The organism is Romboutsia sp., assembly GCF_051659545.1.
Lineage (GTDB): Bacteria > Bacillota > Clostridia > Peptostreptococcales > Peptostreptococcaceae > JBOFOR01.
This window is the reverse complement of sequence record NZ_JBOFOR010000027.1, coordinates 1-4,292: the sequence shown is the minus strand read 5'-3', so window position 1 is coordinate 4,292 and position 4,292 is coordinate 1. Positions and strand designations below refer to the sequence as shown.

Sequence of the window (4,292 nt, the reverse complement as noted above, 5' to 3'; positions counted from 1 at the left end):
ATATTAACATCTTCATTGAATTTTATCATTTGTATTACCTACCTTTATATTTTCAGATAATACTATTATTTCTCTTACTTGAAAAATTATATATATGAAAGTAATTACATTTGAATGTTTTCATTTAGAATATATATAGTTATCTCTAAATAATTATTTATTCGACTTATTTAAACATATTATGTCACATATTTAGTTTTAAATAATATAATGTATTAAGTGGCTAGTAATCACTTAATACATTATATAAGGGGGTGTTTTAATGAACCGTATATGTCCAAAGCCTAAGCCTTGTTGTTGTCCAGCTCCACAACCTAAGCCTTGTCCACAACCTAAGCCTTGTTGTTGTCCAACTCCACAGCCTAAGCCTTGTCCACAACCTAAGCCTTGTTGTTGTCCAGCTCCACAACCTAAGCCTTGTCCACAACCTAAGCCTTGTTGTTGTCCAGCTCCACAGCCTAAGCCTTGTTGTCCACATTGTGGCTGTTAAGTTTAGCATACTATCATAAATATTAAATATATGATTTTGAATATGAAAATTTTTAATTAACATTTAAACCTCAAGACTATGATTTCTATATTGTATAAAAATCATTTTCTCGAGGTTTTATTTGTGCTTGTTAAGCCTTTAATTCCTAAAAATACCCACTTAATAGCAGGTAGTTTTAATATATTTTATTCTAAGTGTCTATATTTTAAGTTTATTATCTTTTTACATAAATCCATTTAACCTCAGGGGGTGTAGCCCAGTCATTTCAATATATGGACTTGCTAATCAAAATGCTGTTTTTTTATTCTAGGCTATGAAGTGGGAATAGTACATCTATATGTACTAAACAGTCGACAAAATGTTATAATGAAAATATAAGCTATATGTACAGACACAAATATAAAAGGATGGCAACCAATGACTAAAGAAATAATAAATAATAAAGAGGATAGTTTTAACAAATATTTTTATATTATTAATTATCATAGATATGAAAAAGAATTGTGTGAAATGGAGATGAGATCTTTATTTGAAGAAGTTACAGATAAAAAATATATTTTCACTAATAGATATATTGATCCATCGAGAAGTCCATTTATAAAACATAGTATATCAATAAAATACTCCGCAGATTCTTTAGAAGAAATTTCATATAGAATTAAGAAAGATAATGTTAAATATGATGATTTTAAGGTTATTTATATAAAATCAGAAGATGGAGACGTTGAATATGAAGAACGTATGAAAGGTGCTAAATATATTGGAAGTTCAATTACAGGTTCTTCAGATTTGCATAAATATACAGTAGTCCTAGCTATATCTAAGATTAAGGATAAATGGATATTTGGAGAATACAAAAAAAATAATGGCACTAGATATACCTATGATGATAAGCCGTGCTCATACTCTAATGCTCTAAGTATAAAAGTGGCACAGTCTATAGTGAATATTGCTGTTGGAAATGAGTTAGATTGTAGATTAATTGACCCATGCTGTGGAGTTGGTACAGTTGTTATTGAAGCGCTAAACTTAGGTATCAATGTTTCAGGGTACGAATTAAACGAACCAATAGCTTTAAATGCAAGAAGGAATTTAGAGTATTTTGGATATAACAAAGATATCATTACCATAGGAGATATGAATACAATAAAAGGCGAGTATGATGTTGCTATAATAGATATACCATATGGATTATTTTCATCAGTAACATTAGAGGAACAAATAAATATTATAAAAACATCACGTAGAATAGCTAAAAAGCTTGTACTAATTACATTTGAAGATATGGATAATCTTGTGATTTCATCCGGATTTAACATAGTCGATCAATGCTGTATTCATAAGAATAATAATTTTAAAAGATATGTATCTATATGTAAATAAATCTAATTAATAAAATAGTAGAAGCTTATGCTCCTACTATTTTATTAATTAAAGGTCATAGCCAAGGAACGCAGACTTCCAGGGGTTGTAGCCTATACCCTAATCTATAAACTAGACTAAGGAATATTCATATTTAAATTTTTTCTATTATACAACTATGCTCTTTAGTATTTGAATTATAACAAATAGCTACTGCTAGTACTTTTTTATATTTCCACTCTGTAGGTATCTCTTGCTGAAAGGTATGCACGTGTAAGTACACATGAAAGACTGTTTTCATCACTATATTTTAATATTGGTATCTCTGAAACATATCCAAAAGATTCATCAGCTAGAGCTTTTTCAAATTCTTGCATTATCTATTTGTTTGGTATTTTTAGATAACCTTCATTATAAGATAAAAAACCTAGGTAGTCATCTTGGTTTTCTGTAAAAAGATTATTATTAAAAATGTAATCCCATTCATCAAATATATCTTTTGAGTAGACTGCCTTTGAATAATATGCACCTAGCATATCAACTACAGAGGATTTTCCAAATCTTCTTGGTCTTGTTATACACAAATATCTATCTGTTGTTCCTATGAGTTCATTTATTTTTTCTATAATTGATGACTTATCTACAAAATATTTGCTTCTATTTAATATTTTGTAGTTTTCTAAGCATTTATTTGTATTTAAATATATGGTCATTTTCCACCTACAATATTTAAAAACTATTATATATTAATAATTAATTCAATGTAATTTACATGCTACTTAGTTAGAACGAATTTGACAAAACCCTTCAAATTGTGCACCCCTGGAGGTCATAGTCAAGGCATTTCAATATCTTGGCTTGCTACTCTCCTCCGCGAGCTAACTCTAATTTAATTTCCTTATATCTATTTCCAAGTAATTTGTGGAGTTTTTCTAGGTACAGTTCTTTGATACTTAACATCTGGATATCCTATCACCATACATGTAATTATTTCTTCTCCATCCTTTAATCCTAATAGCTCTCTCATTTTATGATTACCTTGAGATGATCTTACTAAAAATCCACTATAAAAAGTTCCTAAACCAAGTGCATTAGTCATCAGTTCCATATTAGTAGATGCTAATCCTCCATTTATAGGAGTCTTTGATACTACTAGTATTACCGCTGGAGCGTTGAAGAATATTCTATCTTCTGCATCTTTATTATTTTTATATGCATTATACATTGAAACCCACATTTTAGCATATGTTTCAAATGGCTTTGTTTGTTCATTTAAGTTGTTTAAAATATTTTGTCCCATATTGTTTAGACTTTCTAATACCATTACCCTTAATTCTTCTTTTTGTTCTTTTACTACTATGTAAGATACATCCTGGCTATTTGTTGATGTTTGAGTAAATCTTCCTGCTTCAATTATTTTTTCTATCTTATCATTTTCTACATCTATATTTTTAAAGTTTCTTACTGATCTTCTAAATTTTATAAAGTTTAGTAGATTCTCTGGATTTACTTCAAAGTTTTCTTTGTCATATTCTTTTACTTCGTTCATATTATATTCATCTGTAGTTACTGCATTCACTGGGCATATAGCTATACAATGACCACACTTCATACATCTATCATTGTTTACCTCTGCTTTACCCTCTATAAGTTTTATACACTTTACTGGACAATCTTTAATACACAGTCCACATGCAATACATTTTTCACGATTTACATTCATCATAATTATAAGCTCTCCTTTTCTATATCAATATCTAATTTTAATCTAGGTCTTAAATATATTATATATTATATATCTAATTTAACAGACATAGGTAAATTATTATTTAAATTTCGTTCTAAATATAACCTAAAATTAATAATTAATTCAATATAATTTACATGCCATCTAGTTAGCATGAACTTAACAAAATTCATCTAATTCCAATAGTTTGGATTACTTTTTCATAATTACCGCATTGAGTTATTTCTAAAATATTACTAGCTTTTAACTAAGGGTATAGAAATACATTCCGATAAATAAACTCAGTTGATTTTGCAACAGTTATACCATCAACTCCCCCTATAATAGATAGTATGAACTTGACACAAAGTGTCAAGTTACGCACCCCCGGCAGGCTGTGCTAAAAGTCCCTAATAATAAGACTACAGGAAGACCGGCTTTTGATCCGAAGGATTTATTAAAATTATATATTTATGGGTATTTCAACGGAATAAGATCTTCAAGAAAATTAGCTAAACAATGTATCATTAATAGAGAAGTTATTTGATTACTTAAAGATGTAAAGCCGAAGTACAGAGTTATTAGTGATTTTAGAAAAGATAATATAGATTCACTAGAAAAATTATTTAATAACTTTGTGGGATATTGCATAGATTTAGGACTATATGGAAAAGAATTAGTAGCTATCGATGGAACTAAATTAGAGGCATCTGC

General features: G+C 28.6%; 6 protein-coding genes. 3 read left to right on the top strand and 3 right to left on the bottom strand.

Features of this window, described 5'->3' with window-relative positions:
* The first annotated feature begins 262 nt into the window (after positions 1 to 262).
* Both ACRC03_RS01620 and ACRC03_RS01615 read left to right on the top strand, forming a co-directional pair.
* Positions 263 to 490 carry a hypothetical protein gene (locus ACRC03_RS01620; protein WP_438650806.1) on the top strand — a complete coding sequence of 76 codons (228 nt, stop codon included), beginning with the start codon at positions 263 to 265 and terminating at the stop codon, positions 488 to 490.
* Between the two features lie 417 nt (positions 491 to 907).
* On the top strand, positions 908 to 1,873 hold the full coding sequence (locus ACRC03_RS01615) for a TRM11 family SAM-dependent methyltransferase (RefSeq protein ID WP_438650805.1): 966 nt from the start codon (positions 908 to 910) through the stop codon (positions 1,871 to 1,873).
* Positions 1,874 to 2,079: 206 nt separating this feature from the next.
* Here ACRC03_RS01615 and ACRC03_RS01610 read toward each other — a convergent pair whose 3' ends face one another.
* The 3 genes from ACRC03_RS01610 to ACRC03_RS01600 all read right to left on the bottom strand — a co-directional run bounded on the left by ACRC03_RS01610 (position 2,080) and on the right by ACRC03_RS01600 (position 3,578).
* Positions 2,080 to 2,229 carry a hypothetical protein gene (locus ACRC03_RS01610; RefSeq protein WP_438650804.1) on the bottom strand — a complete coding sequence of 50 codons (150 nt, stop codon included), beginning with the start codon at positions 2,227 to 2,229 and terminating at the stop codon, positions 2,080 to 2,082.
* Positions 2,230 to 2,232: 3 nt separating this feature from the next.
* Positions 2,233 to 2,565, bottom strand: coding sequence for an AAA family ATPase (locus tag ACRC03_RS01605; protein WP_438650803.1), 333 nt, complete (start codon positions 2,563 to 2,565; stop codon positions 2,233 to 2,235).
* A gap of 191 nt (positions 2,566 to 2,756) precedes the next feature.
* Positions 2,757 to 3,578: a nitroreductase family protein gene (locus tag ACRC03_RS01600; RefSeq protein WP_438650802.1), complete on the bottom strand. Its 822-nt coding sequence runs from the start codon at positions 3,576 to 3,578 to the stop codon at positions 2,757 to 2,759.
* A gap of 397 nt (positions 3,579 to 3,975) precedes the next feature.
* Between ACRC03_RS01600 and ACRC03_RS01595 the strand changes: the two genes are divergently transcribed.
* Positions 3,976 to 4,125 (top strand): transposase, encoded by a 150-nt coding sequence (locus ACRC03_RS01595; RefSeq protein WP_438650801.1) that lies wholly within the window; start codon positions 3,976 to 3,978, stop codon positions 4,123 to 4,125.
* Positions 4,126 to 4,292: the final 167 nt, after the last annotated feature.

Bases quoted from the DNA above. Each gene is read 5' to 3' on its own strand.
- ACRC03_RS01620 (WP_438650806.1), top strand. From the start codon at position 263: ATGAACCGTATATGTCCAAAGCCTAAGCCTTGTTGTTGTCCAGCTCCA.
- ACRC03_RS01615 (WP_438650805.1), top strand. From the start codon at position 908: ATGACTAAAGAAATAATAAATAATAAAGAGGATAGTTTTAACAAATAT.
- ACRC03_RS01610 (WP_438650804.1), bottom strand. From the start codon at position 2,229: ATGCAAGAATTTGAAAAAGCTCTAGCTGATGAATCTTTTGGATATGTT.
- ACRC03_RS01605 (WP_438650803.1), bottom strand. From the start codon at position 2,565: ATGACCATATATTTAAATACAAATAAATGCTTAGAAAACTACAAAATA.
- ACRC03_RS01600 (WP_438650802.1), bottom strand. From the start codon at position 3,578: ATGATGAATGTAAATCGTGAAAAATGTATTGCATGTGGACTGTGTATT.